Genomic DNA, 25,975 nt, shown 5'->3' on the forward strand with positions numbered 1-25,975 from the left:
CAAACATCAGATGCGTCTTAGCGTTCGTTGCACACCGTTGCTGAGCCCAAACGGGGTGCGGCGCCATTGGTCAAGTCAAACTGGTCAGCCTCGGCCGCGGTCATCCAGTGCATGTCTTCAGCAGGGGCGGCGTTGAGTGTGTACCAGTAGAATTCCTCATCCACGCCGATGTCTTCGAAGTAATCGAGATAGCGGTCATGCTCGGGATCATCCTCGGGCAACTCTGTGGCAATGATACCCCCACCGCTCCAGCTGTGGACACCGACGCAGGCCCCCGGTTGCAGAATGCGGGTGTTCCCGGCCAGAAACAGATCGGTCCCGCCTGATGCGACCAGCCCGTCAGAGGGCACCAGTGTATTCATCCCATTCTCATGAACAACGCGGCTGAAGATGACGTTGGCATCGTCATCGACGGATCCTTCGATTTGCTGCAACACCAGCGTTTTGGCTTGAGGGTTCTGCGCGACCACCTCTTCAAAAGCATCCAGCGTGGTGTGATCAATGGTGCCGGTCGCAATGATCTGATCCCCTCGGGCGACAAAGCTGACGGGCATATATTGCTCAGCGCAGGCGGTCAGGACGGTTAGACCCGTCAAAATCGCATATGCTTTCATCTGTCTTCGATCTCCAAGGTTTCTCAGACTGCAAGTAGCTTGCAGGTGGTGCGCCGATATCGAGACTATTGTCGCGGTGGTCGGGCCTTGTAAACCGGCAGTTGCCAGCCAAACAGCAAAGACCCGGCCCTGAGAACCCAGCAAACGAGTGCGCATAGCCCAAGAACCAACAGGCTTTCCAGCCCGAACTTGGTCGCAATAACCCCGCTTAATGCGCCTGCAAAGGCACAGGAGACATATAGCTCACCTTGTTTCAGTACCAGAGGTACCTCATTGCAGACCACATCGCGCATCAGGCCGCCCAGACATCCTGTTGTAACACCCATCAACACCACGATGATCCCGGATTGGCCCAGTGAAAGCGCGGCGCCTGTTCCGGCGGCCACGGCGATGGATAGGGCAAAACTGTCAAGCCAGACGAGCCAATTGTATCTGCTTTCAACCAGATGAGCGGTGAAAAACACCAGAACGGCGGCGCTGACTGCGATCAGGATATAATCGGGTTGACCAATCCAGAAGACAGGATGCCGATTCAGCAGCACGTCCCGTACAGTTCCACCGCCGACCGCCGTCAGGCAGGCCATGAACGCAAACCCCACAAGATCAAGCTGTGCCCGGCTGGCGACAAGCGCACCGGTCAATGCAAAGATCAGGACCGAGGCATAGTCGAGCAGTGCAAGCCCGTTCACGCCTGTGCCTTTTTGGGTTTGAAAGGGGCCATGCCAGCGCGGGCCAGTTCATCGGCTTTTTCGTTCTCGGGGTGGCCCGCATGGCCTTTGACCCATTCCCAGGTCACATCGTGGCGCGCTTGTGCGTCATCCAGACGTTGCCATAGGTCGACATTCTTGACGGGCTTTTTGTTCGAAGTTTTCCAGCCGTTCCGCTTCCACCCGAAAATCCAGCCGGTGACGCCGTTTTTCACATAGGCGCTGTCGGTCACAATAGTGATCCGAGATGCGCGCTCCAGCGTTTCCAAGGCGCTGATCGCGGCCAGCAATTCCATGCGATTGTTCGTGGTCTCGGCCTCGCCGCCATTCAACTCACGCTCTTTCAGGACCTTCTCACCCTCCATCGCGCGCAGCAGTACGCCCCAGCCGCCGGGGCCGGGATTGCCTGAACAGGCACCATCTGTGTAGGCAAACAGGTCAGGCATGGGTCGCCAGCGCGATGTAGTCCGAGACAGAGCCCTCCAGGCCAGTGCCGCTGCCAAGCCTTTGGTCGGTAATGGTAAAGCCTGCGTTTTCCAGATAAGTCTTCAATTCGTCCTCGGAGTAGTAACTGTAGTAACGCCCCAATCGGTCGGGGCCTTCACCTTCGCCCAGTTTCATGGCGACAAAGAACACGCCACCGGGTTTCAACGCGTGGTGAATGGCGCTGAGGTGTTTTAGGAAATCTGCGCGCGTGGCATGCAGCAAGCTGAAATTGGCCCAGATGCCATCATAGATGCCTGTGACTGTAAGATCGGAAAATGTGGCTTGCCGGGCTGATACACCGGGGTGTTCTGAGGCCAGTTTTATCATTTCTTCCGACGCATCCATTGCGTCGACTTGTAATCCGGCCTTGGCCATGATTGCAGAGGATGCGCCCGGCCCACACCCGAAATCCAGCACTTTGCCACCGGTGGGCACGGCGTGAATGAACCGGCTGAGTTGAGGATCGCCTGTATTGTCTTTGTTGGTCAACTCGGCGTAGCGCGCCGCCTGAGCGTTATAGACGGATATGGTGTTGCGGTCGCTCACAGGTAAACTCCAACTGCCAGGCAGAGCAATACAATCGCGGTCAGCAAAATGCGTAGTCGCATCCACCAGTTGGGGGCCAGGCCCCAATACCAGAAGATGGCGTCCAAAACCAAGAGCCCCGCAAAGCCAGCAATCAGGTTATTGCCCGCATTCACCGGCCCGCCACCTGTCATGAAAAAGGCCCAGAGCGCGGGCAGAACCGACAGGGTATACCCCACTGTTGCTCGGCTACCTGAGGCTTTGGTCGCAAACCCCCAAAGCACCCCAGACATGAAACTCAGGATCACCGAGCCGTAAAACAGCTGGATGTATGGCCCGACGAAGCGGGTCCCAAATTGGCGCGAACCCCAAGCGTTCAGGTCGCTGTTCAGATAAGTCAAAGCACCCCAGATAAACGGGATCAGCCCGGCCAGACCTAAATACAGCGCGGTCCTTGGTACGCCATTCATGTGGGCTGCCTTAGGACGCGAGGCACTTTGAATTCCACGTTTTCCACGGCGTTTTCGGCCAGCTCAACCGTCACGTCATACCGTTCACGGAAGGCGTCGACCACCTCGTTCACCAGTTGCTCGGGGGCCGAGGCTCCGGCTGTGATGGCCACGCTGGAGATACCCTCTAGCGCGCGCCAGTCGATATCGGGTGCGCGTTGAACCAGCTGCGCATAGCTGCATCCGGCGCGCGAGGCGACCTCGACCAGACGTTTCGAATTTGATGAGTTCGGCGCGCCGACCACCAGCAGGGCGTCTGACTTCGGCGCCACGGCTTTGACAGCTTCTTGCCGGTTGGTGGTGGCGTAGCAGATGTCTTCCTTGTGCGGCCCTACGATGGCTGGAAAGCGGTCTTGCAAGGCGGCGATCACGTCTTTCGTGTCGTCAATCGACAGGGTGGTCTGGGTCACGAACGCCAGCTTGTCCGGGTCTCGTACCTCGATATCAGCGACATCTTCGACCGTTTCGACCAACAGCACTTCGCCTTCGGGCAATTGCCCCATGGTGCCAATCGTTTCCGGGTGTCCTTTATGGCCGATCATCACCATCTGCAGACCGGCATCGAAATGGCGTTGCGCCTCGATATGCACCTTTGACACCAGCGGGCAGGTCGCATCTACAAACAGCATCTCGCGCCTGGATGCCTCAGCCGGGACAGATTTTGGAACGCCATGAGCTGAGAAGATCACAGGCCGATCATCGGGGCACTCGTCCAGCTCGGCCACAAATACAGCGCCTTTGTCACGCAAGCCATCGACGACAAATTTGTTGTGAACGATTTCGTGGCGCACGTAGACAGGCGCCCCCCATTTTTCCAGCGCCATTTCGACGATCTTGATGGCCCGGTCTACGCCCGCGCAAAATCCGCGAGGGGCGACCAGATACAATGTCAGTGGTGGCTTGGTCATGTCGGTGTCTCCTTACGGCACAGGTAAGGCTTTTCCCGGCATTGGTCCAGCCGCCAGATCTGTCATCCATGTGACATGAATCGGTGTTAGCCAGCCAGTGTTTGAGCACCAAGCTATAGTTAATGAAGCGCGGCCAGATCAGTGAGCCCTGGCCGCGCGACCTTCCTGGCCTTTATTGGCCAAATTTCGATCAGGTTCCGCTAGCGACTGCGACGCTGCGCGGTTCAACGGGCATTTCGCGCGGGGGCCGCCCGATCACATCGCGGAGGTCTTCCAGTTCGATGAAGTTATCGGCCTGACGGCGCAGTTCGTCAGAGATCATCGGCGGCTGGCTACGGATGGTCGAGACGACCGAAACGCGCACGCCCTGTCGCTGCAGGCTGGCGATCAACGGACGGAAATCTCCGTCGCCCGAGAACAACACGATATGGTCAACGCGGGGGGCCAGTTCCATGGCATCGACGGTGAGTTCGATATCCATGTTTCCTTTGACCTTCCGACGCCCCATGCTGTCAGTGTATTCCTTGGCCGGTTTGGTCACCATGGTGAAGCCGTTATAGTGTAGCCAGTCCACCAGCGGTCGGATCGGAGAATACTCGTCATTTTCCAAAAGCGCTGTGTAGTAGAAAGCCCGAAGCAGTTTGCCTCTGCGCATAAATTCCTGGCGTAGCAACTTGTAGTCGATGTCAAACCCAAGCGCTTTGGCGGCCGCATAAAGATTGGAGCCGTCGATGAACAGCGCTAGCCGTTCGTCTTTATAAAACATAAATAGTCCCTTCCGGTATAATACAGCGCGGTGAGTGAAGTGTGAGTGGGTGTAAAAATGTCGCGCTTTGGTGCCCCTATAATTAGGGCTTTTGTTGGGCATCGCAAGTATGCAGTTGACCGAATATACGGCCCTATATGAGTGATTCTGTGCCAAAAACCATCGTTGCCTTGGGGGCAAATCTCAGTTTGGGACCAACTGAGCCGCACTTGACCTTACGGCAGGCGCTTTCTGCGCTTTCGGGGAAGGGCTTGGTGATTCGCGACGTCAGCCGGTTTTTTTCCACCCCTTGTTTTCCCGCAGGTGCCGGGCCGGACTATGTGAATGCGGCCGCACTGATTGAAACGGCGAAGGCACCTGAGGAGTTGTTGCAGGATTTGCATGCCGTCGAACATGAATTCGGTCGCGAACGCGCGCAACGCTGGAGTATGCGAACCCTCGATCTGGATCTGATCTGCTATGAGGATCACGTATTGCCCGACCGTGCCACTTTCGATCATTGGCGCGATCTTGATCCGGAACTGCAGGCGCAGGCGGCCCCGGACGAACTGATCCTGCCGCATCCGCGTCTTCAGGACCGGGCGTTTGTGTTGGTTCCCATGGCCGATATTGCGCCGGACTGGCGGCATCCGGTGCTGAACAAGACGGTGAAGCAGATGCTGGCTACCTTACCTGCTACAGACGTGGCTGAGGTCACGCCACTGTGATTGGTGCAGGGGCCGCATTTCTTGCTTGTCAAGACGTACAATCGGCCTTAGATAAACCTCTTCCTGACATGGACTCAGTAACGGAGAGCGCCCAATGGCCCGCGTGACGGTTGAAGACTGCGTAGACAAGGTTCCGAACCGGTTCGAACTGGTGATGCTGGCGGCCCACCGGGCGCGCGAAATTTCTGCCGGCGGTCCGATCACAGTTGACCGTGACAACGACAAGAACCCTGTCGTGTCGCTGCGCGAGATCGCCGACGAAACCCAGAGCGCGGATGAACTGCGTGAGCGTCTGATCGAAGCCAACCAGACCCAGATCGAGGTTGATGAGCCCGAAGAAGATCAGATGGCATTGCTGATGGGCGCCGAAACGGACAAGCCCGCCGATGATGACATGTCCGAAGAAAAGCTCCTGCGTGCTCTGATGGAGGCGCAAGGCCAGGGGTAACCCCAGCGGTAAAGGTGCGGACCGGATGATTTCAGCAGAAGACCTGATTGCGCTGGTCCGCAATTACAATCCCAAGACAAATGCCGAACGCATCGAACGGGCCTATGAGTTTGGCCAGCAGATGCATGAGGGGCAGTTCCGCCATTCTGGCGAGCCCTATTTTACCCATCCCGTTGCCGTTGCCGCCATTCTGACCGAACAGCGTCTGGATGATGCGACGATCATTACTGCCTTGCTGCACGACACGATCGAAGACACCAAGGCGAGCTATGGTAAAGTGGCCGAGCTGTTCGGGGATGAGGTCGCCAAGCTGGTCGATGGTGTCACCAAGCTGACCAACCTGCAGCTTTCCAGCCGCGAAACCAAACAGGCTGAGAATTTCCGCAAGCTGTTCATGGCGATGTCCAAGGACCTGCGGGTCATCTTGGTCAAACTCGCCGACCGTCTGCACAACATGCGCACGATCAAGGCGATGCGCCCCGAAAAGCAGGTGATCAAGGCGCGCGAGACGATGGATATCTACGCGCCACTTGCAGGCCGGATGGGGATGCAGTGGATGCGCGAGGAGTTGGAAGACCTTGCCTTCCGTGTCCTCAATCCCGAAGGCCGCCAATCGATCATTCGCCGCTTTATCACCCTGCAACGCGAAACCGGCGATGTCATCCACCGGATCACCGGTGATATGCGGCATGAGTTGGAAAAGGCAGAGATCGAAGCCGAGGTCTTTGGCCGCGCCAAGAAACCCTATTCGATCTGGCGCAAGATGCAGGAGAAAGACCAGGGTTTCTCGCGCCTGTCCGACATCTACGGGTTCCGCATCATCACGATGACCGAGGAAGACTGCTATCGCACGCTTGGAGCCATCCATCAGCGTTGGCGTGCGGTCCCGGGGCGGTTTAAGGACTATATCAGTCAGCCGAAATCGAACGGCTATCGTTCGATCCACACCACCGTGTCGGGCCGCGATGGTAAGCGGGTCGAAGTGCAGATCCGCACCCGTCAGATGCACGATGTGGCCGAAACCGGGGTTGCAGCGCATTGGTCGTATCGGGATGGTGTGCGCACGGAAAACCCATTTGCCGTGGACCCGGCCAAATGGATTTCGAACCTGACTGAACAGTTCGACAACGAAGAAGACCACGAAGATTTCCTCGAAGCCGTTAAGCTGGAAATGTACTCCGACCAGGTCTTCTGTTTCACGCCCAAGGGCGATGTGGTGAAACTACCGCGCGGGGCGACACCGATTGATTTCGCCTATGCCATCCACACACGCATTGGCCACGCCTGCGTCGGAGCAAAGGTAGATGGTATTCGCGTGCCGCTATGGACCCGGCTCAAGAACGGGCAGTCGGTGGATATCATCACCGCAGATGGACAGACGCCGCAGGTCACATGGCTTGAGATCGCGGTAACAGGCAAGGCGCGCACCGCGATCCGGCGTGCGCTGCGCGAGGTTGATCGCGAGCGCTTTATTCGGTTGGGTAAAGAGCTGGCACGCTCGGGTTTTGAACATGTAGGTCGCAAAGCGACCGACAAGGCGTTGGACACTGCGGCACGGCACTTGCGCCTGAAGGATCGGGATGAACTGTTGGCGAGATTGGGCAGTGCGGAACTGACCGCCCATGACGTGGTCGAGGCCGTTTATCCCGAACTGACCAAGGATGAGGGCGATGCGATCCCGATGCGCCGCGCGGTGATTGGCCTGGAGCCGGGGCAGAAATTCGACCGTGCACCTTGTTGTCAGCCGCTGCCGGGTGAGCGCATTGTTGGCATCACCTATCGCGGTAAAGGCGTTGAGGTGCACGCAATCGATTGCAATCGATTGTCGGATTTCGAAAGCGAGCCAGAGCGCTGGGTCGATCTGCATTGGCATTCCGGCACCCACCCCGCCGCCTATGGCGCGACGCTTGATTTGACCATCGGCAATGATGCCGGGGTACTGGGGCGCATTTGCACATTGATTGGCGAGAAAAAGGCCAATATCTCGAACCTGGAGTTTGTTGATCGGAAACCAGATTTTTACCGGTTGCTGATCAATGTTGAGTTGCGTGACCTGGAACAGTTGCATTCACTCATGCTGATGCTTGAGGCTGAAAGCCATGTCGCCGCCGTAGAACGGCACAGGGAACAGGCAAAACCAGTTGTTGCGGCTGGCTGAGTAGGGGTGATCAGGAGTGGTTTTCAAGCGCCGAGATCGACGCTCGCCCATCCAGATCGCATCGGAGTTCGTCTATCCGCGCGGTGGCTGGACCCGCGCCTTTCACTACGTCAAGCATCGTGTGCGGCGGCTTCCGGATTCGCCTGATCGAATCGCGCGTGGCATCGGCGCCGGGGTTTTTGCGGCCTTCACGCCGTTTTACGGGATGCACTTTGTTGTTGCTGCGCTTTGTGCACGGCTGATCAATGGCAATATCCTTGCGGCGCTCAGCGGGACGTTCTTTGGGAATCCGCTGACTTATGTCCCTATCGGGGTGATCTGCCTGCAAGCGGGTCATTTCATTCTGGGCACTGAATTCGATGAAGGTGTCGAACACGGCCTGATGCGAAAGTTCGCCAGCGCGCTGGGCGATCTCAAAAACAACTTTCTATCGATTTTCACCGATCGGGTTGCCGACTGGCATGGGCTTGGCGTGTTTTACCATGAGGTGTTTTATCCTTACCTCGTTGGGGGCATTCTGCCCGGCCTTTTGGCCGGGGCCATTTGTTACTACCTCAGCCTGCCGCTGATCCGGACGTATCAGCAACGCCGCCGCGACAAGATCAAAGCGAAATTCGAAGAAATCAAACGGCGGGCAGAAGAATCGGCTGACGCCCTGACCTCAAAGACCCTAGGCTCGGGCCAAACATTGAAAAAGGAATCGAACGATGTCTGACAACCAATTGCGCCTGGGTGTAAACATCGACCATGTCGCCACCGTACGTAATGCACGTGGCGGGGCCTATCCGGATCCTCTGCGTGCTGCCAAGCTGGCCGAAGAGGCTGGGGCCGATGGCATCACCGCCCATTTGCGCGAAGACCGTCGCCATATCTCGGACGCAGATATTGACGGGCTGATGGAGGTTCTTTCGGTCCCACTGAACTTTGAAATGGCCGCAACGGACGAGATGCAGAAAATCGCCCTGCGCCATAAGCCGCATGCTGTTTGTATCGTGCCCGAAAAACGCGAGGAACGCACCACTGAAGGCGGGCTTGAAGTGGCGCGTGAAGAAAACAAACTGGCGCATTTTATTGCGCCGTTGCGTGATGTGGGATGTCGGGTGTCGATCTTCATTGCCGCAGATCAACGCCAGATTGAAGCCGCGCATCGCATCGGGGCTGAGGTTATCGAACTGCACACCGGCGCCTATTGCGATGCCCATGCCGAAGGCCGGCTGGAAGATGCTGCGCGCGAGCTTGAGGCGCTGCGCGAAATGTCGGGTTTCGCGCATTCGTTGGGGCTTGAGGTGCACGCAGGCCACGGGCTCACCTACGACACCGTTCAACCGGTTGCTGCCTTTCCCGAGGTGAAAGAACTGAATATCGGTCACTTCCTGATTGGCGAGTCGATTTTCCTGGGCCTCACGCCTGCCATCCAGCAGATGCGCCGCCTGATGGACGAGGCGCGCGCGTGATTACGTCCGGCTTCATTGCGATCTGGTTTGCCTGGATCATGGCCGGGGGCTCTCCGGGGCCTGCAACCATGGGCATCGCAGGAACCGCGATGAATGAAGGCCGCCGCGCCGGTTTGGCCTTCGCGCTGGGCATTTGTGTAGGTTCTGCAGCCTGGGGGATCGCAGCGGCGCTGGGGCTGTCGGCGATCATGCTGGCCAATGTCTGGGTTTTCGAAATTATCCGGTATGTCGGCGTGGCCTATCTGGGCTGGCTCGCCTTTAAAGCCCTGCGCCGGGCAATGGCCGCGGATGAGGTCGCTTTGGGCCAACCTGTCACAGGTTCTTTGTCGACAATATTTGCCAAGGGCGCTGCGATCCACCTGACCAATCCCAAGGCAATCCTCAGCTGGGGTTCTATCTTCGCCATCGTCGCGCCGAGCGACGCCAGCTTGCTGATGCTGCTAGGGTTTTTCGCGCTTCTCTATGCCGGATCACTACTAATTTTTATCGGATATGCCTTTCTCTTTTCCACAAGCCGTATGGTCCAAGGTTACCGCCGGGCCCGCCGCTGGTTTGATCTGGCATTTGCCGGGTTCTTTGGAGTGGCGAGCTACAAGATTCTGACGGTGCGGTTGCAATGATCCTCGGCATCGGCACAGATCTCGCAAACATCGACCGCATCCAAGGCACGCTGGATCGCTTTGGCGACCGGTTTCGCAACCGGGTCTTCACCGAGACCGAACAGCGCAAGGCCGAACGCCGTGCTGACACCGCTGGCACCTATGCCAAACGTTGGGCCGCGAAAGAGGCCTGTTCCAAGGCCTTGGGCACTGGTCTGCGCATGGGCATCTCTTGGAAAGATATGGCTGTTACCAACCTGAAAACCGGCCAGCCGATCATGCATGTCACCGGCTGGGCGGCCGAACGGCTCAAGGAAATGACGCCCGAGGGGCATGAGGCGATCATCCATGTCACTCTGACGGATGATCACCCCTGGGCGCAGGCTTTTGTGGTGATCGAGGCCAGACCGCTTGCAGACACGGCTGCGGCCTTGACTTGGCCCCAGTCGCCCCGCATGTAGCATCCCAACGACGTAATGACCGGAGAGCAGCATGGCCGAAGACGCCAAAACAGGTAACCCCGTGTGGGAGACGATCAAAACCATCGTCTATGCCCTTTTGATCGCGGGCGTTTTCCGCACCCTGTTCTTTCAGCCGTTCTGGATTCCCTCCGGCTCGATGAAGCAGACCCTGCTGATCGGGGATTTCCTGTTCGTGAACAAGATGGCCTATGGCTACTCCTATGCCTCCTGTCCCAGCTTGACCTTCGTCAACATCGATGCCGAAGATATCTGTGGCTGGCTGCCCGGCGACGACAACACGCGTATCTGGGGCGGAGAGCCCGAGCGCGGTGATGTCATCGTGTTCCGCCACCCGGTCACGGGGCGGGACTATATCAAACGTCTGATCGGATTGCCGGGTGATCGCATTCAGGTGCGCGAAGGCCAGATCATCCTGAACGGCACGCCGGTGCCGCAGCAGCAAGACGGCGTGTTCACCGAAATCGCTGAACCACAGGGCCCGCAACGTCTGCGCCCGCGCTGTGAAAACGGGCCGGTTGGAAATGGCGGCACCTGCGAAAAATCGCGCCTGATCGAAACTTTGCCCAATGGCGTGTCCTATGATGTGCTGAACATTGGCAATCAGGGGTCAGACAATACCGGCATCTATACCGTGCCCGAAGGTCACTATTTCTTTATGGGGGACAACCGCGACAACTCGGCCGATAGCCGCTTGCCGCAATCTGCCGGTGGTGTTGGCTTTGTGCCATACGAAAACCTGATCGGCCGTGCCGACCGGATCATGTTCTCGTCCGCCGGGCGGTCCATGTTGTTCTTCTGGACCTGGCGCGGGGATCGGTTCTTTAAGGCGGTGAATTGAAGCTTTCCTCCGAGATAAGAGCATTCCAGCAGCGTTTGGGATACGAATTCACCAATCCCGAACTGCTGGTGCGCGCGTTGACCCATGGATCAGTGTCTTCGGCCACGAGACCCGATAACCAGCGGTTGGAGTTTCTGGGGGACCGCGTACTGGGCCTGGTTATGGCGACTGCCTTGCTAGAGGCGGACAAGAAAGCCACCGAAGGCCAGTTGGCACCGCGCTTCAACGCGTTGGTTCGCAAAGAGGCCTGTGCTGATGTCGCTCGCCAGATTGATCTGGGAGCCGTCTTGAAACTGGGCCGGTCCGAGATGCTGTCGGGGGGGCGCCGCAAACAGGCACTGTTGGGCGATGCGATGGAGGCGGTCATCGCTGCCATTTATCGTGATGCCGGTTTTGAGGCGGCGTGGGACGTCATCATAGCTCTGTGGGGCGACCGCATTCACAAGGTCGAAGCCGACGCCCGCGACGCAAAAACCGCGCTGCAGGAATGGGCGCAAGCCCGCGGTCAGAAACCCCCGGCTTATGTCGAGGTCAAACGCACCGGCCCCGACCACGCCCCCATCTTTACCATCGCCGCCCGTCTGCAAGATGGTACTGAGGCGCAGGCGACCGCAGGCTCCAAACGCCAGGCCGAGCAGGCTGCTGCGAAATCTCTGTTGGGTCAGTTGAGTTGAGCTGTTTCGTCGAATTCGGGACATGAAGATCAGACCTGCACAGAAAGCGGACGCTGCCAGCCTTGCGGCATTGTCGATTGAAGTCTGGATCAGTACTTACCTGCGGCAGGGCTAAACGCAGTTTTCGCCGAGTTTGTCCTGTCCGAATTCACTGCTGCCCGGTTCGAGGCTCCGCTTGAAAAGGGCGGCGGTTTGCTGATGGTCTCGGAAAACAGCGACGGGATTGACGGTTATATTCGGCTGGCAGAGCAACGCGTTGCACCTGTTGACGGGCTTTCCGATCTTGAGGTCCTGACGTTTTACGTCCAGCCCCGCCATCACTGCAAAGGCATAGGTTCCGCATTGTTGGATGTTGCGATCGAATATGCTCGGGATCGAGGCCGGAATGGGATCTGGCTGACAACCAATTCCGAGAATAAACCCGCAATTGATTTCTACCTGTCCAAAGGGTTCCGGCAGGTTGGTATCACGGATTTCCGTATCGGGGATCAAACCTACCCAAACCATGTGCTGGCCTTGAGCATACAAGGGCAAGATTAAGATCAACCTGCCGGACAAACCCGCTTGGCCGGGTTTTCCAATGCTTAATCAAATGACATTGAAACATCCGACTCCTCGAACGCTCCAGAACTACGCCGCCCACCCGCAATGCGAGAAATCCCTCTGGCCCGCCGCGCCATTCTGCTATAGGGGTGCGCACTTGCAAACAGGATCGCAGCACCCATGACCACACGCGCCGGATTTATCGCCCTGATCGGAGAGCCAAACGCAGGCAAATCCACCCTTTTGAACCGCATGGTCGGGGCCAAGGTCTCGATCGTGACGCATAAGGTGCAGACCACCCGCGCCCGCATCCGTGGCGTGGCGATGGAGGGCGACGCGCAACTGGTTTTTGTCGATACGCCCGGCCTGTTCAAACCCCGCCGCCGCCTGGACCGCGCTATGGTCGCCGCCGCTTGGGGCGGGGCTGCGGATGCGGATGTGGTTGTCCTGATGGTTGAGGCCCATCGCGGCATCACCGAAGGGGTCGAACGCATCCTTGAAGGTTTGGAAGAGATCGGACAGGGCCGCACCATCGCGCTTGCCTTCAACAAGATCGACAAGGTGCCCTCCGAGAAGCTGCTGGCGCTCACCAGCGACCTGAATGCGCGTTACCCGTTTGCCGAAACCTTCATGATCTCGGCCGAGAAAGGCCACGGTGTCGAAGACCTCCGCAAATGGCTGGCCTCGGAACTGCCCGAAGGCCCGTGGCTTTACCCCGAAGATCAGATCGCCGATCTGCCCCTGCGCATGATCGCGGCGGAAATGACGCGCGAAAAGCTGACCCTGCGCTTGCATCAGGAACTGCCCTACCAACTGACGGTCGAGACCGAGACCTGGGAAGAACGCAAGGACGGCTCGGCCAGAATCGATCAGGTCATCTATGTCATGCGCGACGGTCACAAGGGCATCGTTCTGGGCAAGAAGGGCGAGACGATCAAGGCCGTCAGTCAGGCCGCTCGGGCCGAGCTGGAAGAGTTCCTGGACCGCAAGATCCACCTGTTCCTGCAAGTGAAGGTCCGGCCCAACTGGCTGGAGGAATCCGAGCGCTATTCGGAAATGGGGCTGGACTTCAAAGACGGTAACGCATGACCCGCTTGACGGCCGAATTTTGGGTGCATGCCTATATGGCGCGGCTGCGGCTACAGGATATCCCCGCTTTTGTTGTGGCCCATGGGGACAACACTGCAGGCGCGGTGCTGGTCAAGATGAACACGCTCGACGGGCAGGCCATCGCCTATCAACGCAGCTTTGACCTTATGAGCGGTGAGCGGAAATGGATTGAGCTATCCTCAGGGCCCGAGGGCGATGTGGACGCCACCCTCACCAAACAACGCAGCTTCGACCCCGATCTTTGGGTGATTGAGGTCGAGGATAGGCAAGGGCGGCATCTGTTAGGGGAAGAGGGGTTGGAGTAAGAACTTAAGCGAGTTCGGTATCCAGTCCTGCGCCTGAACATAAACGCATTCAGTCTGAGTCTGCAAAATAGACAAAGCTCATCTTGTTGCCGTCCAGATCGCGGGCATATGCGCCAAAAAAGTCAGGGCCATACTGCGGGCGCGGTCCCGGGTCGCCTTCGTTGGTGCCGCCATTGGCCATCGCGATTGCATGGACTTTGCACACCTCATCTTTGCTTTCGCACATCAGGCCAACCATGTTGCCGTTGCCCGGTGTTGCAGTCTTTTGATCATGTGGCAGCGAAACCCATATTCGTCCGCCGTCGCGCAGTTGGTAGCAGACAGCGTATGGCATGTATTCAGCTACGACTTTGCCACCAATTCCGGCCATTGTTGTGTCGTAAAATTTGCGGGCTTTGGCAACGTCGTTTGAGCCGATCATTACGTAGTTAAGAGACATGGATTGAATTCCTTTCTAAGAACATTGTGCGAACATTAGCCAGTGCGTTGATAGCGCGCAACTCGATTGTTCGACCTCGTAAATCCCCTAGGCCAGTTTCTGCCTTGTGTGTTCAGCGGGCATGAGATTTTCTGCGAATAGACAAGACTACCGAACGGATACAGCCTTGGACTGGCGCGATCACGGCATACTTCTGACTTCTCGCCGACACGGCGAAACATCTGCGATTGTCGAGGTTTTCACTGAAGCCCACGGTCGCCATGCCGGGGTTGTGCGCGGTGGGACCAGCCGGAAGATTGCGCCGATCCTCCAGCCGGGCGCGCAGCTGGATGTGCTGTGGCGCGCGCGGTTGGAGGAGCATATCGGCACGTTTCAGGTTGAACCCCTGCGGTCCCGTGCAGCGGCGGCGTTTTCGGGGCGGTTGGCCTTGTCAGGTTTGAACGCGGTTGTATCGCTGCTGTCCTTCTGTCTGCCAGAGCGAGAGCCGTATCCGGCGATCTACAAGCAGACCGAACAATTGATGGACCTGTTGGGACAGGATGACATTTGGCCTTTGGCCTATCTGCAGTGGGAGTTGGCGCTGCTTGAGGAGCTGGGCTTTGGTCTGGACCTGTCAGCCTGCGCCGTCACCGGCGCGACGGAGGGGTTGGCCTTTGTCTCACCCAAAACGGGGCGGGCGGTCAGCACAGAGGGCGCAGGTGATTGGGCAGATCGGTTGCTGCCATTGCCACTTTGCCTGCGCGGCGAAGGCGATGCGCCGGATGTTGAGGTTGCAACCGGCTTAAAGACCACGGGCTATTTTTTGGAAAACCGCGTCGCCCCTGCGTTGGGTCATACGCCATTGCCTCAGGCACGGGCGCGGTTTGTAGATCAACTTACTCGACGGCTTTGAACACCATCTCGTGCCCGGCATCGTTGCGCAGGATCAGCACGTTCCCCGACACCTCGGATTGAGTCATCGCCATCAACGCGGCAAAATAAGTGCCTTCAAGTTCGAGCGATGCGCAGGCCGCTCGCGTCGCGCTGAGATTTTCAATCTCGAACCAGGGATATGGCGCGCTGATTGTCGCTTGATAGCTGTTGCAGGGGGCATTTCCGTCAATCTGCCCGTCTGCGGGAAACCTTAGCAGCGCGCTGGCCTCAAATAATTGGCCATCAATCTCCTGCAACTTCCATGTCTGGTCTGCCGCACCATAGGCAGACACGGTTTCATCCCGGTCACATTGCAAGAGCCCGATGAACGGTAACGCAAAGGCAAGGCGGATCATATCAGTTTCCTACAACCTTGGAACGCTTTGCCTTTAGGCGTGTCGATCCGGCATCGTCAAGGAAGTTGAAGGCTTCTGGTCGTATTCAGGCCATAGTTGACCCAAGGTCACAAATCGACATAGTGGAGCCAAGCTAAACCCGGGACTTAGTCAGCATTACACCTTATGCTGAAGGGCGATGCCCTTTGAACTGGTCGTTCCAAAAGTAGAGTTTGTTTCATGTCACAGGTCAGCGACACCGAAACCAAAAAGCGAACGCGGCCCATCGTCAAAGTCGTGATCGTCCTGGTTTATCTGGTGTTTTTGTTCCTGCTGGTTGAATTGCTGTCTTACGTCGCGGTTGTCCACCTGTTTGACAATGCGCTCGGTGGCAAGGCCGAGCGTCATCTTTACTCCTCGATCCGAGGGCATGAACTTAACCCCGACTACCAACGTCAATTCGATACGGGCGGGCAGCGCATTCATTCGGATCAGGGGTTCAGGTATGACTCCGTTGTCGATCTGCCTAAGCCAAATAGCACCTATCGCATCTTTCTGATGGGAGGCTCCACCGCCTATGCCATCGGATCGCAAGGGCGCGTGTATCCAGATCATCCGACGCTCACCAATAGTGAAACGGTGTCCTACTTTCTTGAACAAACACTCCGCGAGCAGCTGAAGGATGACATGCCCGGTGTGAAGATCGAGGTGATCAACGCCGGTGTTGCCGCCTATCATAGCTTTCAGCATGTGCTGTATATCTACGAGACGCTCTATGAGTACGAGCCCGACCTGATTGTTTTTCTGGACGGCCACAATGATTTCTACAATGTAGGCGTTACAAATCCGATCCAGAGCTATGGCTATTCCTCAGCCCGGATGGTGGATGCTCTAAACGACCGCGAGCCGTTCTTTGCGGCCTATGCATTCCTGCGGGCCCCGGCCAAGTATTCCTATACGTTCAAGCTGGCGTCGAAATTCACACAGGGGCTGTATCAGCGCTATGAAGCCCCCAACTACAATCTGACCGGCGACGTGACCGCGTTGGAGCGCGATTTCTCAGCCGAGCTAGCCGAGACCGCGCGTCGTGGATTTTTGCGCAATTACAAGCTGATCGAGACTTTTGGTGCCTATCATGGGTTCTGCTACCATGTCTTCCTGCAGCCCGAGGTCGTCTTTGAGGACGTCGAAAACCTCAGCGCGGCAGATCAGGAAATCGCTCAGATCACGCGCGACTGGTATGTGCCCGGACGAGAGCAGGTGATGACGCGCGCGCGCGCTGAGTTTCCGGCGCTGTTTGATCAGGCCGATATTCCCTATACCGAAATCGCTGAGATTGCAGGTCCAGAGCACAAAGACAAAAGCCTGTATGTCGACTATACGCACCTGACGGCGGAAGGGTCGAAATTGGTGGCGGCCCGGATGTTGCCCGTGGTGGTCGACACGATCTCAAAATGCCAGACAGGATCCTGACCTCAAAACGCAAGCTCACCGTTTAGCAATTGCGTGCGCACCTCCATCCTTGGGCGCCAGTTGTACCGGGTATCTTCCCGAACAGGCCCCCAGAACAAGGCCCCGCTATTGCGCCACGGATCAAGGATTATGCCGTCATACATCGAATCGCCTTTGGCACTGATAAGGGCGGAATGGTGAATGATCCGGAAGGGTGTCGGTGGTGATGTGGCCCAGTGCAGTTCGAGCGTTCGAAACCCTTCCCGCCGCAATCGTCGGGTCATGGCCTGTGCCCAGTCATTGCACAGCCCGTATTCCCGAAAGCCATTGGCGACCTTGGCGTTATGTATGATCGCCGGGTCGGTTATATTCCATTCTCGGGCAAGTTGCTGAGAATAGGTGTACGAGATCGATGCGGCGGTTTGTGCCTCGACCGGATCAACCTCTGGCCCGAGGGATTGAATGGTTTTTGCCAACGCGTCGATATCGTCCTGATTGACGGTTGGCTGCGGCACCGCGCAGCCGCTTAGGATCAGGGCTGTCAACATAGCCCAGAGAACCAGTATTCGTGTCATGTCAGGTGCCAGCAATTGTACAGTTTCGTCTTGTGCCAATAAGCGGGTACCAACGGATTTCATAGGGGAAGTTTGGCCGCAGGTTTGCCAACACGACGGGATCAGGGAATTGGACTGCGTTGGTTACAACAACTGGCGCAAGAAAAGACCCGGCGCTAAGACCGGGTCAGTTGGGGAAACAAGGCTGCCTTGTTCGATCATCCGAGCAGACGTCGTGCGATGACCTGTGCCTGAATTTCGGCAGCCCCTTCGAAGATATTCAGAATGCGTGCGTCACACAGAACGCGGCTGATCTTGTATTCCAGCGCAAAGCCGTTGCCACCATGAATTTGCAGCCCGTTATCGGCCGCCGCCCAAGCAACGCGGGCCCCCAGCAATTTGGCCATACCGGCCTCAAGATCGCAGCGATGGCCGTGGTCCTTTTCCCAGGCCGAGAAATAAGTCAGCTGACGCGCGATCATGATCTCGACCGCCATCATCGCCAGTTTGCCCGAGACGCGAGGGAAGTTGATCAGCGATTTACCGAACTGTTTGCGATCCTGTGCGTATTGCAAGGCGATATCCAGCGCGCATTGCGCCACGCCAATCGCGCGTGCGGCGGTTTGGATGCGGGCGGACTCGAAAGTCTCCATCAGTTGTTTGAAGCCTTTGCCCTCTTCGCCGCCCAGCAGGTTTTCACCTTTCACAAGGAATCCGTCAAAACCCAGCTCGTATTCCTTCATTCCGCGATAACCCAGAACTTCGATCTCGCCACCGGTCATGCCGGGGGTAGGGAATGGGTTTTCATCGGTGCCCGGGGTCTTTTCGGCCAGGAACATCGACAAGCCACGGTGGTCGGTGCTGTCCGGGTTGGTACGGGCCAGCAGGGTCATGACATGGGTGCGGGCCGCATGGGTGATCCAGGTTTTGTTACCGGTGATCTGGTAGTCGCCGTTTTCATCTTTGACTGCCCTGGTGCGCAGGCTGCCAAGGTCCGATCCGGTATTGGGTTCTGTAAACACCGCGGTCGGCAGAATCTCAGCGCTGGCCAGCTTGGGCAGCCAATTGGCTTTTTGTTCGTCCGTGCCGCCAGCCAGGATCAGCTCAGCCGCAATTTCAGACCGCGTACCCAGCGAGCCGACGCCGATATAGCCGCGCGACAACTCTTCCGAAACCACGCACATCGAGGCTTTGGACAGACCAAAGCCGCCGAATTCTTCGGGGATGGTCAGGCCGAACACGCCCATTTCGGCCAGTTCTTCAATGATCTCGATTGGGATCAGTTCGTCTTTCAGGTGCCAGTCATGGGCGTTGGGTTCGACCTTTTCGACCGCGTAACGGCGGAACTGATCGCGGATCATCTCAAGCTCTTCATCCAGGCCTGATGCCCCGAACATGGCGGCACCGGCCTGTGCCTCCATCAGCTCGACCAAACGTGTACGCGCGGCTTGTGTGTTGGCCTGCGACATGAGCGTCTGCACTTCGGTGCATTGGAACCCGGACAACGCGTCCCAACCAAGGCCGAGATCCTGAAGGCGCACAACCTCGCTCTGGTTCATGGGGATACCACCGGCCACCTGATGCAAGTATTCACCAAAGGCGATTTGATGCAAAAGCTGTTCGATCTCGCCGAACTTACCTGCGGCCTCCAGTGCTTCGGCCCAACGCTGCATCTGTTGCAGTGACTGATGATAGGTGGCCAGCCATGCCAGCCCATGGGCGGCGGTTTGGTTGGCTTCGATCAACGCACCGGAGACGCGCCCATCGGATGTCACCATGCCCCGCACTGAAACGCGTGCTTTTTTAAAGACTGCCTCAACAGCGGGTACAGCTTTGCTGGTCAGGCTCAGAAGGTCTGGCAAAGTCGTGCTGGTGTTCATCTGGGTTACATCCTGTCCGTCATGGGCCATGAATCGCGTCCTGTCTTGAGTCGTCTGGTCATATCATGCTGCACGTGCAGCGCAACAAAAATACCAATTACGTTACGAAAAAGTTCGAAAGTTACGCCTTCATTTTTGCAGTGCAGAGATTTTCTGCGGTGATATCTAGAAGCCATGACGTTGTTTTCCACGCTCTCCCCTTTTGATCTTGTCTTGGCTGCGACAATTGCGTGTCTGGCAGGATGGGTCAAAGGCATGGTCGGGTTTGCAATGCCTATGGTATTGGTCTCGGGCCTTAGCATCATCTTGCCGCCCGAAATTGCAGTTGCCGGGTTGATCTTGCCCACGCTGGTGACCAACGGTGTGCAAGCGCTGCGCGAAGGGGTTCGAGCCGCCTATGACTCGATCCGGCGATTCCGCGTTTTTTTGGGCGTCGGTTTGGTGTTCCTACTGATCGGCGCCCAGTTGGTGGCGTTTGTGCCGACAGCCACGTTTTTGCTGCTGATCGGTCTTCCTGTGACAGCTTTCGCGTTGATCCAGGTCTTTGGAGTTACGTTCACACTGGCATCCGCCTCTGCCCGCGTTGAGGCCGCGATAGGCGCTTTTGCAGGTTTCGTCGGTGGGATGTCCGGGGTCTGGGGGCCGCCGACGGTGGCCTATCTGACGGCCTTGAACACACCAAAGCAGGAACAGTTGAGGGTTCAGGGAGTAATCTATGGCTTGGGCGCGGTTGCCTTGGTCGCGGCGCATATCGGATCGGGCATTCTGAACCGGGACACAGCACCGTTTTCGGCGGTGTTGGTCCTTCCAGCCCTTGCAGGGCTATGGCTGGGCATGCGATTGCAGGATCGCATTGATCAAACCAGATTTAGAAAGATCACGCTGTTGGTGCTTTTGTTCGCCGGGCTGAACCTTGTGAGGCGCGGTTTGTTCGGCTAGCGGGTCAGGTCCGTTTGTCCGCAAAACGGAATGCGAAATACAATCCCAGCATCAGGAAAAACAGGCCCGAGATATCGCCGATCAAAAAGGCAATATATTCAACTGTTGCGCTGCCAAAGGCCATGTTGGTCAGGCCAGAGACCAGAAATGAGGTGATCACCCCAACGGCCATAACACAAATCCAGCAGGGTTTTCGGTCAGCCCTTGGGAACAAATCCCAACCCACCCATTTCAGAAGGTAGAACACCGTCGGTACAGTTGTGACCGCAATGGCAATGGCCATCAGGCGGCTGGGCAGGAACAGATCCGCCCCCCCCAGTATTGCAAAAACCACAATGACCCCCGGCAACAAGGCAAAGATCGCCCGCCAACCCAACAGCCAAGCGGATAGCACGCGCACTCCGTGCGGAAGAAACAACAGGCTTGCCCGGCTGGGATATTCTGGGAAGAACATGTTCTGCAACGGCATCAAAACCTCAAAGGTGAGGAGTGATGCGACCACATACGCCAACGAGGCAAAGAATGTTTCGGTGGTCCACCTGCGCACCGGGATCAACCGATGACGCGCAGGAGGCGCAGCTTATCTGGGCGCATGAACGACATACCGCCCGCGGTTGGCGTTGCCGCTTTGTGATAAATAGCCTTTTTCAACCAACGATTTCAGCGCACGAAAAAAAGTCGGACGCGAAACGCTTTGGACCAGTGTGTGTTCGATCAAGCCGAACGTCCGAACCTCTTGATCTGCTTTCGATAGTTCCTCGGCCGCGTAGTAGATGTCGCGTTCGACCGGCGATAGTTTTTCCAGCCCCAGTGTACGCTCCATGCTCTGCATCAACTTGCGCAGTTCGGTCAGTTTCGAAATTTCTGTCATATTTTACCTGTCTTGCTTCGTGCCTGACACCGTCCAGTCCTGGTGTTGCGAAACGGGTTGAATTTGGGTGTTCAACACGTCGCGCGCTGGCACGTATCCCCGTGTAAGTGGTTTACTCTTTTGGTTGGGTGGCCTGATCTGCAGAGGTGAGTATGCAGGCGCGAGAAACCCTGTGGTGCTTTCTGTTTTGAATCCGACGCGGTTGCATCGGAGGTGTTGGTAATGGGCAATGTGCCTATCTCAATCTGAGCGTCAAAACAATAAAATTGTTGAGAATGGTGTCGTGGCGTAACTGTTGAAGGCCAAAGCACTATATTGACGACGCAGAAAAGAAGGGGCGCAAGCGCCCCTGTCTGTTTAGCCGATTGCGACGGATTTGATGTCGTCGTCTATGAAGGGGATGTATTGCTCGAAATTCTCGGCAAACATCTGCACCAATTTCTCGGCTTGTTTGTCAAAGGCTGCCTGATCGTCCCATGTACGGCGCGGGTCCAGTAGAACTTCGGGAACGCCAGGGACTGAGACGGGCACGTCAAAGCCGAAATTGGCATCCTTGCGGAACTCGGCATCTGCCAAAGAACCTTCGAGGGCTGCAGTCAGTAGTGCACGGGTCGCCTTGATCGGCATCCGGCTGCCCACACCGTAGGCGCCGCCAGTCCAACCGGTGTTGACCAGCCAGCAAGTTGCACCGTGCTGGGCGATCTTGTCGCGCAGCAGATTGCCATAGGCCTCGGGGCGGCGCGGCATGAAGGGTGCGCCAAAGCAGGTCGAGAAGGTCGGCTGCGGCTCGGTCACGCCACGCTCGGTCCCGGCAACCTTCGAGGTGAAGCCAGACAGGAAGTGATACATCGCCTGCGCCGGTGTCAATCGTGCGATCGGAGGCAGAACGCCAAACGCATCGCAGGTCAGCATAATGATGTTCTTCGGATGCCCACCCAAAGCGCTGCTGGAGGCGTTCGAGATATACTCGAGCGGGTAGGCACAGCGCATGTTCGCGGTCAGCGAGTCGTCGTCGAAATCCAGTTCCTTGGTTTCGGGGTCGAAGATCATGTTTTCGATGACCGTGCCGAACTTGCTGGTCGTCGCGTAGATCTCGGGCTCGGCCTCGGCGTTCAGGTTGATCGTCTTGGCATAACAGCCACCTTCGAAGTTGAAGGTACCACGATCCGACCAGCCATGTTCGTCGTCACCGATCAGAACGCGCGCAGGGTCGGCGGACAGCGTTGTCTTGCCGGTGCCGGACAGGCCGAAGAAGACGGCGGTGTCGACAGGGTTGCCCACTGCGTGGTTGGCCGAGCAGTGCATCGGCATAACGCCTTTTTCGGGCAGCATGTAATTCAGCAGGGTGAAGACGGACTTTTTATTCTCACCCGCGTACTCGGTGCCGCCGATCAGGATCAGCTTGCGGTCGAAGTTCAACGCAATGACCGTCTCGCTGCGGCAGTTGTGCTTTGCCGGGTCGGCCTGAAAGCTGGGGCAGTTGATGACGGTGAAATCCGCGATGAACTCGTCCAGGTCCTCTCGATCCGGACGGCGCAGCAGGTGGCGGATGAACAGGTTATGCCAGGCCAATTCGGTGACCATGCGCACATTGATTGAATAGGTGGGATCAGCTCCGCCCACGAGGTCCTGCACGAAATAGTCGCGGCCTTTCATATGCTCGAGCATATCTTTATAAAGCGCATCGAACCCCTCTGGGCTCATCGCGGCGTTGTTTTCCCACCAGATGCTGTCGGCAACGCTGTCGGTTTTGACAACGTGCTTGTCCTTGGGGGAGCGGCCAGTGAACTTGCCGGTGGTGACCAGAAAGGCACCGCCATTGCCCAGCGTGCCTTCGCCACGCTTCAGCGCCTCTTCGATCAGCGCTGGTTCCATGAAATTATAATAGACATTGCCCAGGCCCTCGATCCCCTGATCTTCGAGGCGGAATTGCGGGTTAACCCGTCCAGATGTCATGCGTGTCTTCTCCTGTGGCGGCGCTGCGACTTGTTGGGTCGGGTGCGCCATTGGGGCAGTTTGCCGGGGAAAACCGGCCGATGGGCGGGTCTTATCATGGTCCTTTGGGGCGTGAACAGGACGGTTTGGCGCAGTTAGCGCAACCAAGACCAGGTTTAGCGCCACCAAAAATTTCCTGTCGGAAAACTGGGCAGCATTTTGCGGGCAGCAAGGCATTTTTGCCGCATAGCTGCCGCAACAATGGCACGATTCACGGTTACGGATTGATTCGGATCAGCAAAAACGCCAACAATACCTTACAAAAAAGCGTATTATTGCGTATGTGAGCAGGAATAGGGGTAAGCCCGATGTCAAAGATTGCACTGGTGGATGACGATAGAAACATTCTGACGTCCGTATCCATGACGCTCGAAGCCGAAGGTTTCGAGGTTGAAACCTACAATGATGGACAGGCCGCGCTGGACGCGTTCAACAAGAAACTGCCGGATATGGCCGTTCTGGATATCAAAATGCCGCGTATGGACGGGATGGACCTGTTGCAGCGGCTGCGCCAGAAGACGCAAATGCCGGTGATCTTTCTGACCTCGAAAGATGACGAGATTGATGAGGTTCTTGGCCTGCGTATGGGGGCCGATGACTATGTCAAAAAGCCATTCTCTCAGCGTCTGCTGGTTGAGCGCATTCGCGCTTTGCTGCGTCGGCAAGAAGCCACCAGCGGCGACGCAACAGTTGCGACCACCGGCGACACCAAGGTTATGGAGCGTGGAGAGCTACGGATGGATCCCTTGCGCCATGCGGTCAGTTGGAAGGGCACCGATGTTTCGTTGACCGTGACCGAATTCCTGTTGCTGCAGGCACTTGCACAGCGTCCGGGCTTTGTCAAAAGCCGGGATCAGTTGATGGATGTGGCTTACGATGATCAGGTCTATGTGGATGACCGTACCATCGACAGCCATATCAAGCGTCTGCGCAAGAAAATGCGCGCGGCAGATTCTGAGTTTTCGGCAATCGAAACTTTGTATGGTATCGGGTACAGATACAACGAAGAATAGGCGCGGCCATCTACAAGGGGTAATGGGGTCCCGTGCGCGACACCGAGCAAGCCAATGAAACGCGCGACGGTGATGTCGTTCTTGGGGATGACTGGGTTATCCCCCAGGATCCCGAGTCTGCGGAGTTACGAGAGAAGCGCTCCCGCAGGAACCTGTTTTCTCTGCGCGGGTCACCTCTGGCCCGCAAGATCATCACCTTCAACCTGATTGCTCTCGTGATCCTGGTCACAGGTCTGCTTTATCTGGATGATTCGCGCTTCGAACAGGTGCAGCAGACGGCGCGGAACCTGATGGGTGACGCCCAACTGGTCAGCAATGTGTTCGAAACACAGCTACGCCAGGGTGTGGCGCAATCGACGCAGGATACCAGTCAGCTTGACGTCAAGGATACGTTGGGTGGTCTCAGCTTGCCCGAAGGGGGCGAGGTTTTTGTCTACGATGCCAGCGGTACGCTGATCGGCTGGACGCGGGGGGCGCCGCAAGCGTCGGACCTTCCCGTTCTATTGCGGCCCGACACCGAGATGCGGACTGGCGGGACTGTCATTAGCGACGCCTTGAATGCGGTTTGGACGGGATTGTCGCGCATATTCAACTGGTCGTCCGGCACCGAGGCCCCAACACTGGCGCAACAGGTGCAGTCAATCATTCCGCAAGCACTCATGGGGCAAACCCAGGTTCAGGCAGTACAGGATGATGCCGGGGATACGGTGATCGTGGCCGCCGCGCCGATCCTGTATGAAGGTGTCCCGGCGGGCGCCGTCGCAATGTCCGGCCCTGCGGGTGAGATCGATGCGCTGGCCCGGCGTGAACAGGAACGCATCCTTCAGATGTTTGTTGTTGCGCTGCTTGTCTCGATTGGCCTGAGCCTTGTTCTGGCCTCGACCATTGCCAACCCGCTGGCAGATCTCGCCTCGGCGGCCGAAATGGGTAAGGACCGGGGCACTGGCGTCAATCCGGGGCGTATTCGCATTCCGGACCTCAGCGCCCGACCGGATGAAATTGGCCGGCTGAGCCGCGCGCTGCGGGGCATGGTGACCGCGCTGTACAATCGCATTGATGCGAATGAACAATTCGCGGCGGATGTCGCGCATGAGATCAAGAACCCGCTGGCCAGCCTGCAATCCGCCGTCGGAACCCTGCGTATGGTCAAACGCGACGATCAGCGCGAGAAGCTGCTGGGCGTGATTGAACATGACGTAAAGCGGCTGGATCGCTTGGTCAGCGATATCTCGAACGCGTCGCGTCTGGATGCCGAACTGGTCAAAGAGGAAGAACAGCCGTTCGATCTGCTGAAGCTGCTGGGCAATATTGGCCAGTTTCTGGGCGAGGATGCCCGTGCACAGGGTATCGATTACATCACTGACCTGCCTGCCGATCCGATTGTGGTGAACGGGCTCGAGGCGCGTCTGGCGCAGGTTTTCGTCAACCTCATCACCAACGCGATTTCATTCTGCGAGGAAAGCGACGCCATCCGCGTCTGGGTGCGCAAGCGCGATAATCGTGTTCTCGTGGTGGTCGAAGATACAGGGCCGGGGATCCCCGAACAGGCCCTGACAAAGGTCTTCAAACGGTTCTATTCGCAGCGCCCGGCCGAGCATTTTGGCAACAATTCCGGCCTTGGTCTTGCGATCTCAAAGCAGATTGTCGAGGCACATGGCGGCGTGATCTGGGCTGAAAACATCCGCCCGACCGAGGCGGATGTCACCTCGGACCCGCTAGGCGCGCGCTTTGTCGTAGGGCTACCTGTCTGAT

At 57.3% G+C, this 25,975-nt stretch carries 32 protein-coding genes; 18 read left to right on the forward strand and 14 right to left on the reverse strand.

Going from position 1 to position 25,975, the window contains the following annotated elements; all coding sequences use genetic code 11:
- Positions 1–17: 17 nt before the first annotated feature.
- The 7 genes from AC2FGE_RS14280 to AC2FGE_RS14310 all read right to left on the reverse strand — a co-directional run bounded on the left by AC2FGE_RS14280 (position 18) and on the right by AC2FGE_RS14310 (position 4,515).
- Complete coding sequence (locus tag AC2FGE_RS14280) at positions 18–614, reverse strand: COG3904 family protein (protein WP_496819880.1); 597 nt, start codon at positions 612–614, stop codon at positions 18–20.
- 65 nt (positions 615–679) lie between these two features.
- Positions 680–1,303, reverse strand: coding sequence for a trimeric intracellular cation channel family protein (locus AC2FGE_RS14285; RefSeq protein WP_496819881.1), 624 nt, complete (start codon positions 1,301–1,303; stop codon positions 680–682).
- On the reverse strand, positions 1,300–1,767 hold the full coding sequence (rnhA, locus tag AC2FGE_RS14290; RefSeq protein ID WP_496819882.1) for a ribonuclease HI: 468 nt from the start codon (positions 1,765–1,767) through the stop codon (positions 1,300–1,302). The genes AC2FGE_RS14285 and rnhA overlap by 4 nt, the downstream gene beginning before the upstream one ends.
- The gene (locus AC2FGE_RS14295) at positions 1,760–2,353 is read right to left on the reverse strand and encodes a class I SAM-dependent methyltransferase (protein ID WP_496819883.1); all 594 of its coding nucleotides are present in this window, start codon (positions 2,351–2,353) and stop codon (positions 1,760–1,762) included. The genes rnhA and AC2FGE_RS14295 overlap by 8 nt, the downstream gene beginning before the upstream one ends.
- Positions 2,350–2,802, reverse strand: a complete 453-nt coding sequence (locus tag AC2FGE_RS14300; protein WP_496819884.1) for a DUF3429 domain-containing protein — start codon at positions 2,800–2,802, stop codon at positions 2,350–2,352. Before AC2FGE_RS14300 ends, AC2FGE_RS14295 begins: the two co-directional genes overlap by 4 nt.
- Positions 2,799–3,749: a 4-hydroxy-3-methylbut-2-enyl diphosphate reductase gene (gene ispH, locus AC2FGE_RS14305; protein ID WP_496819885.1), complete on the reverse strand. Its 951-nt coding sequence runs from the start codon at positions 3,747–3,749 to the stop codon at positions 2,799–2,801. Before ispH ends, AC2FGE_RS14300 begins: the two co-directional genes overlap by 4 nt.
- 190 nt (positions 3,750–3,939) lie before the next feature.
- Positions 3,940–4,515 (reverse strand): LabA-like NYN domain-containing protein, encoded by a 576-nt coding sequence (locus AC2FGE_RS14310; protein ID WP_353013357.1) that lies wholly within the window; start codon positions 4,513–4,515, stop codon positions 3,940–3,942.
- A gap of 137 nt (positions 4,516–4,652) precedes the next feature.
- Here AC2FGE_RS14310 and folK point away from each other — a divergent pair, with 137 nt between their 5' ends.
- From folK to AC2FGE_RS14370, 12 genes are all read left to right on the forward strand, one after another.
- On the forward strand, positions 4,653–5,222 hold the full coding sequence (gene folK, locus AC2FGE_RS14315; protein WP_496819886.1) for a 2-amino-4-hydroxy-6-hydroxymethyldihydropteridine diphosphokinase: 570 nt from the start codon (positions 4,653–4,655) through the stop codon (positions 5,220–5,222).
- 94 nt (positions 5,223–5,316) lie between these two features.
- Positions 5,317–5,670, forward strand: a complete 354-nt coding sequence (gene rpoZ / locus AC2FGE_RS14320; protein ID WP_142639234.1) for a DNA-directed RNA polymerase subunit omega — start codon at positions 5,317–5,319, stop codon at positions 5,668–5,670.
- A 25-nt stretch (positions 5,671–5,695) separates the two neighbouring features.
- A complete protein-coding gene (locus tag AC2FGE_RS14325) occupies positions 5,696–7,828 on the forward strand; it encodes a RelA/SpoT family protein (RefSeq protein ID WP_496819887.1) in 2,133 nt (710 codons plus the stop codon).
- A 16-nt stretch (positions 7,829–7,844) separates the two neighbouring features.
- The gene (locus AC2FGE_RS14330; protein ID WP_496819888.1) at positions 7,845–8,543 is read left to right on the forward strand and encodes a DUF2062 domain-containing protein; all 699 of its coding nucleotides are present in this window, start codon (positions 7,845–7,847) and stop codon (positions 8,541–8,543) included.
- On the forward strand, positions 8,536–9,282 hold the full coding sequence (locus AC2FGE_RS14335; protein WP_496819889.1) for a pyridoxine 5'-phosphate synthase: 747 nt from the start codon (positions 8,536–8,538) through the stop codon (positions 9,280–9,282). The genes AC2FGE_RS14330 and AC2FGE_RS14335 overlap by 8 nt, the downstream gene beginning before the upstream one ends.
- The gene (locus AC2FGE_RS14340) at positions 9,279–9,902 is read left to right on the forward strand and encodes a LysE family translocator (protein ID WP_496819890.1); all 624 of its coding nucleotides are present in this window, start codon (positions 9,279–9,281) and stop codon (positions 9,900–9,902) included. The genes AC2FGE_RS14335 and AC2FGE_RS14340 overlap by 4 nt, the downstream gene beginning before the upstream one ends.
- Entirely contained in the window at positions 9,899–10,342 is a 444-nt protein-coding gene (gene acpS / locus AC2FGE_RS14345) for a holo-ACP synthase (protein ID WP_496819891.1), read from the forward strand. The genes AC2FGE_RS14340 and acpS overlap by 4 nt, the downstream gene beginning before the upstream one ends.
- A 31-nt stretch (positions 10,343–10,373) precedes the next feature.
- On the forward strand, positions 10,374–11,201 hold the full coding sequence (lepB, locus tag AC2FGE_RS14350) for a signal peptidase I (RefSeq protein ID WP_496819893.1): 828 nt from the start codon (positions 10,374–10,376) through the stop codon (positions 11,199–11,201).
- Positions 11,198–11,875, forward strand: a complete 678-nt coding sequence (gene rnc, locus AC2FGE_RS14355; RefSeq protein WP_496819894.1) for a ribonuclease III — start codon at positions 11,198–11,200, stop codon at positions 11,873–11,875. Before lepB ends, rnc begins: the two co-directional genes overlap by 4 nt.
- A 138-nt stretch (positions 11,876–12,013) precedes the next feature.
- Entirely contained in the window at positions 12,014–12,415 is a 402-nt protein-coding gene (locus AC2FGE_RS14360) for a GNAT family N-acetyltransferase (protein ID WP_496819922.1), read from the forward strand.
- 183 nt (positions 12,416–12,598) lie between these two features.
- The gene (era, locus tag AC2FGE_RS14365) at positions 12,599–13,507 is read left to right on the forward strand and encodes a GTPase Era (RefSeq protein ID WP_496819895.1); all 909 of its coding nucleotides are present in this window, start codon (positions 12,599–12,601) and stop codon (positions 13,505–13,507) included.
- A complete protein-coding gene (locus AC2FGE_RS14370) occupies positions 13,504–13,833 on the forward strand; it encodes a DUF1491 family protein (protein WP_480549949.1) in 330 nt (109 codons plus the stop codon). Before era ends, AC2FGE_RS14370 begins: the two co-directional genes overlap by 4 nt.
- A gap of 49 nt (positions 13,834–13,882) precedes the next feature.
- On the opposite strand, the gene AC2FGE_RS14375 is transcribed toward AC2FGE_RS14370, so the two are convergent.
- Positions 13,883–14,272 carry a VOC family protein gene (locus AC2FGE_RS14375; RefSeq protein ID WP_480549947.1) on the reverse strand — a complete coding sequence of 130 codons (390 nt, stop codon included), beginning with the start codon at positions 14,270–14,272 and terminating at the stop codon, positions 13,883–13,885.
- A 166-nt stretch (positions 14,273–14,438) separates the two neighbouring features.
- Here AC2FGE_RS14375 and recO point away from each other — a divergent pair, with 166 nt between their 5' ends.
- Positions 14,439–15,164 carry a DNA repair protein RecO gene (recO, locus tag AC2FGE_RS14380; protein ID WP_480549945.1) on the forward strand — a complete coding sequence of 242 codons (726 nt, stop codon included), beginning with the start codon at positions 14,439–14,441 and terminating at the stop codon, positions 15,162–15,164.
- Here recO and AC2FGE_RS14385 read toward each other — a convergent pair.
- Entirely contained in the window at positions 15,148–15,540 is a 393-nt protein-coding gene (locus AC2FGE_RS14385) for an META domain-containing protein (RefSeq protein ID WP_496819896.1), read from the reverse strand. The genes recO and AC2FGE_RS14385 overlap by 17 nt on opposite strands.
- Positions 15,541–15,759: 219 nt before the next feature.
- Here AC2FGE_RS14385 and AC2FGE_RS14390 point away from each other — a divergent pair, with 219 nt between their 5' ends.
- Complete coding sequence (locus tag AC2FGE_RS14390) at positions 15,760–16,992, forward strand: SGNH/GDSL hydrolase family protein (RefSeq protein WP_496819897.1); 1,233 nt, start codon at positions 15,760–15,762, stop codon at positions 16,990–16,992.
- Positions 16,993–16,994: 2 nt separating this feature from the next.
- Here AC2FGE_RS14390 and AC2FGE_RS14395 read toward each other — a convergent pair whose 3' ends face one another.
- Together AC2FGE_RS14395 and AC2FGE_RS14400 are read right to left on the reverse strand one after the other, a co-directional pair.
- Positions 16,995–17,546 (reverse strand): hypothetical protein, encoded by a 552-nt coding sequence (locus AC2FGE_RS14395; protein WP_496819898.1) that lies wholly within the window; start codon positions 17,544–17,546, stop codon positions 16,995–16,997.
- A gap of 197 nt (positions 17,547–17,743) precedes the next feature.
- Positions 17,744–19,435, reverse strand: coding sequence for an acyl-CoA dehydrogenase family protein (locus tag AC2FGE_RS14400; protein ID WP_496819899.1), 1,692 nt, complete (start codon positions 19,433–19,435; stop codon positions 17,744–17,746).
- Between the two features lie 144 nt (positions 19,436–19,579).
- Between AC2FGE_RS14400 and AC2FGE_RS14405 the strand changes: the two genes are divergently transcribed.
- Positions 19,580–20,344, forward strand: coding sequence for a sulfite exporter TauE/SafE family protein (locus tag AC2FGE_RS14405; RefSeq protein ID WP_496819901.1), 765 nt, complete (start codon positions 19,580–19,582; stop codon positions 20,342–20,344).
- A 4-nt stretch (positions 20,345–20,348) separates the two neighbouring features.
- Here the strand turns inward: AC2FGE_RS14405 and AC2FGE_RS14410 are convergent, their stop codons facing one another.
- From AC2FGE_RS14410 to AC2FGE_RS14420, 3 genes are all read right to left on the reverse strand, one after another.
- A complete protein-coding gene (locus tag AC2FGE_RS14410) occupies positions 20,349–20,813 on the reverse strand; it encodes a hypothetical protein (protein ID WP_496819902.1) in 465 nt (154 codons plus the stop codon).
- A gap of 111 nt (positions 20,814–20,924) precedes the next feature.
- Positions 20,925–21,215 carry a hypothetical protein gene (locus AC2FGE_RS14415; protein WP_496819903.1) on the reverse strand — a complete coding sequence of 97 codons (291 nt, stop codon included), beginning with the start codon at positions 21,213–21,215 and terminating at the stop codon, positions 20,925–20,927.
- A 357-nt stretch (positions 21,216–21,572) separates the two neighbouring features.
- Positions 21,573–23,171, reverse strand: coding sequence for a phosphoenolpyruvate carboxykinase (locus AC2FGE_RS14420; RefSeq protein WP_480549931.1), 1,599 nt, complete (start codon positions 23,169–23,171; stop codon positions 21,573–21,575).
- A 50-nt stretch (positions 23,172–23,221) separates the two neighbouring features.
- Between AC2FGE_RS14420 and AC2FGE_RS14425 the strand changes: the two genes are divergently transcribed.
- The 3 genes from AC2FGE_RS14425 to AC2FGE_RS14435 are packed head-to-tail and all read left to right on the forward strand — an operon-like array spanning position 23,222 to position 25,974.
- Positions 23,222–23,497, forward strand: coding sequence for a hypothetical protein (locus tag AC2FGE_RS14425; protein WP_496819904.1), 276 nt, complete (start codon positions 23,222–23,224; stop codon positions 23,495–23,497).
- A gap of 21 nt (positions 23,498–23,518) precedes the next feature.
- Positions 23,519–24,223, forward strand: coding sequence for a response regulator transcription factor (locus AC2FGE_RS14430; RefSeq protein WP_480549927.1), 705 nt, complete (start codon positions 23,519–23,521; stop codon positions 24,221–24,223).
- Positions 24,224–24,255: 32 nt separating this feature from the next.
- Positions 24,256–25,974: an ATP-binding protein gene (locus AC2FGE_RS14435; RefSeq protein ID WP_496819905.1), complete on the forward strand. Its 1,719-nt coding sequence runs from the start codon at positions 24,256–24,258 to the stop codon at positions 25,972–25,974.
- Position 25,975 lies beyond the last annotated feature (1 nt).

It is taken from the genome of Ruegeria sp. YTSA075 (genome assembly GCF_059610245.1).